The sequence below is a fragment of the Halorientalis sp. genome, from assembly GCF_028275115.1.
Classification (GTDB): Archaea; Halobacteriota; Halobacteria; order Halobacteriales; family Haloarculaceae; genus Halorientalis.
The window spans coordinates 1-2,955 of sequence record NZ_JAQCNH010000062.1 but is presented as its reverse complement, the minus strand read 5'-3'; the positions used below and the strand labels follow the sequence as shown (position 1 = coordinate 2,955).

Genomic DNA, 2,955 nt, shown 5'->3' with positions numbered 1-2,955 from the left:
GCACTGGTCGCTCCGTGAACCACCTGACGTCACTCACCTCGGCAACCGAACCGGGGTTCCGACAGCCATCACCGTGGCGTCGACACGCACACTCCAGCCGCCACAGCCCATCGCGGGACGGTTGGAATCCGGCAGCGAAACGCGTGTCTCTCTACTACCCGGAACCGTTCCTCGTCCGTGTCTTGTCCCTGTCGTCACTGCATGTCGGACACGTCGACGAGGAGGGTTGCTTCCGCGGTGATCCAAGCGGTCGTCGCTTCGTCTTCGCTGGGGCGCCACGCGAACGTGACGGTCCCCGAGTCCGGGTCGGGTATCACCTCGACGCTGGGGTGATCCCGGAGGGCACCCTCGGTCGAAGGGCTATCAATCCACGGGACAGTCCTGTCGGGGTCGCTACCATCGGGCATATCTGCAACGAGGAACAGTGAGATCATAAAATGGGTCACAGGATTGCAGGCTCAGCAACCTGGCACACGCCCCAATCGCGTCGACCCCCTTGCAGTTACGCCCTGTAACAGCGAGTCAATCCCGACTGGGGGAAACGGAAACACATCGGAGTGCACCCGGCAAAGCGATTTCGAAGCAGGCTCCGAACGGTATGCGGACGCAGACTGGTTCCGTGCCGGGCGATTACTCGCCAACTTCGAGACTGACTCCATCGGAGTGGAACATGAGTTGCATCCGGTCGACGACGACGGAGAATTGCTTCCGGTGGTGGCCCTGAGGGTCGACCACCATCGAACTCTGGATGACGCCGGCGGATTCGAGTCTGTTCAGCCGGCGATAGACGGTCGCACGGGACATATCTAGCCGGTCGGAGAGCGCCCGCGCCGAGAGCGAATCGTCGGCGAGTGCGTTCAGCATCTCTCGGGCGTAGTCGTCGCTCAGCAGCGATAGGACTTCGCTCGTGTCGACTGTCCGTTGATCGTTACTCTCGGGGCCGGTGGCGCCGACCGCAGATCGCTGGAACGCGTGGGCCGAATCTGACTGTGACATCGTTATGTCTACGATGTAGCGGATATCCCCTGTAGCCAGATGCTTCTATTTCCCACGGCCTGGCACAGAGGGCTCTAGTTATCGGCATGGGACCTATCCACAACCATTTTGAGGATCCTGCGCTGGCGTCCGTCGCTGCAACCGAGGTGGATCGGTCGGCCAGGTGGTATCTCGTGGATGGTCGCTGGTTCGCCCACCAGACCTACAACCTGAAACGGTGGAAGGTTCTGTTTCGCGTGGTGAAGTCCTGTACCTCGTCTTCTATCCAGAGGTTCCAGACTATCGCCCACGTACTTCAGCCGACTTCCTGTTCTGGGGAAGCGATTCTCCGCTCGCGTCGGGGGCGGTGAACGACGTGTGATGTGTTCGTACCGTCTGGTGCCCCCGGCCTGTCGACCTTCGACGGAATACCGATCCCCGCTGACAATTCGCGCTCGGGACACCTCGCAGACAGTCCCCGGTAGGAGACATACGGGACCGTCACGCTGGGTTCGAGACCGGCGTTTTTTACCGAGTGCCGGTGAACAGTGTGGCGATGGTCTCCACCGTCGACGGCCTCATCGCTGTCGGAATACTCGCGGGCGGCGTACTCTACTGGTTCGGCTATCGGGCCTATGCTCTCTCGGAGCGACTGGGACGGCTGTCGTTCGTCGCGTTCACGACGATACTCGGGACTGGATGTATCGTCGCCGGCGTCGGCGGCCTCGCGCCGTCATTGTTTCCGGTCGATGCGGTGGGCTCGTCGTGGGCACAACTCCCCCTTCTGTTCTGGCTTCTCGCGACGCTCCCCTGGTTCGCGTTCGCAGTTCAGTATACGGGGACCCGAACGCATATCAGCCCTCGCACGCTCGGACTCCTCGCGTTGCCGTATCTCGCCATCATAGTTGATCTGCTCCTGTCGATCCTCGACATCGGCGGGTTTCCCCTGTTCAACGTCCTCGGTTCGGTTGTGTTCATCTATATTATCTCGCTCAGTATCGGCGGCGTCTACCTCCTCATGCAGAACACGTACTCATACGGGCACACCGTCGTGTGGCAAGGCGTCGCCCTCGCTGTCGTCTTGGTCGGGTCGCTCATGATCTGGAACCTGATGGGCATTCAGGCGAACGATACAGTCAGCCAGGCCGGGGCGTACGCGGCCGGGGCGCTCGTCGCGGCGGCGGGGGTTGGAACTGCGTGGCAGCGCTACGACCTCTTCGATGCGACTCCCTCTATCGGCACTCTCGGCGAACGGGCGCTTACTGGTGAAACCGACGACCTGATGTTCGTCGTCGACAGCGAGGACCGTCTCATCACGATCAACGAGACGGCCATCGAGACGCTCTCAGTCACGCGGTCCAATGCTCACGGCTCGCCGATCAGCGACGTACTGGGTCAGGACATCGAACAATTACGACGGGTCGAGACAGTGACGGTACAGACGACCGAAGGGATCCGGCAGTACGACCCACAGATGTCGCGAGTCGGTGACGGTCACGACAACGACATCGGCGCGACGCTTAGCCTTCGGGACGTCACCGACCGCGATCTCCGGGAACAGCGACTCGCAGTCCTGAACCGGCTCCTCAGACACAACCTACGCAACGAGGTTGACGTCGTGAAAAGTCACGCCGAGCGACTCGCCCGGGACGACGAAGCGGTCGACCCTATCATCGACGCGGCGGACAGGATCGCATCTCTCGGTCAGCAGGCTCACCGGATCGACCGGTACGTCTCGGAGACAGCGGAGGACGTCACCGTCGACCTGAACGGACTCGTCCGGTCCGCACTCGAAACTGTCGACGCCGACGAAGCATACGTGACTGTCTCAGTCGAGATACCGATGTCGGCGACGCTCACGACGAACCGTCGGGCCCTCGTGGGCGCGCTCGAAAGCGTTCTCGACAACGCTGTCAGGTACGCCGACTCGGCTGTGACTGTCACTATCGGCGCACGATCGGACGGGTACGTCATCCGCGT

The 2,955-nt window shown here is 61.8% G+C and carries 3 protein-coding genes; 1 reads left to right on the top strand and 2 read right to left on the bottom strand.

Annotated elements, in window-relative coordinates; translation table 11 throughout:
- Positions 1–194 precede the first annotated feature (194 nt).
- Complete coding sequence (locus Q0964_RS09195; protein ID WP_299266313.1) at positions 195–407, bottom strand: hypothetical protein; 213 nt, start codon at positions 405–407, stop codon at positions 195–197.
- A 223-nt stretch (positions 408–630) separates the two neighbouring features.
- Positions 631–996 carry an ArsR/SmtB family transcription factor gene (locus tag Q0964_RS09190; protein WP_299266310.1) on the bottom strand — a complete coding sequence of 122 codons (366 nt, stop codon included), beginning with the start codon at positions 994–996 and terminating at the stop codon, positions 631–633.
- A gap of 535 nt (positions 997–1,531) precedes the next feature.
- Here Q0964_RS09190 and Q0964_RS09185 point away from each other — a divergent pair.
- Positions 1,532–2,955: hypothetical protein (locus tag Q0964_RS09185; protein ID WP_299266308.1), on the top strand; the 1,424-nt coding region annotated here is incomplete at its 3' end.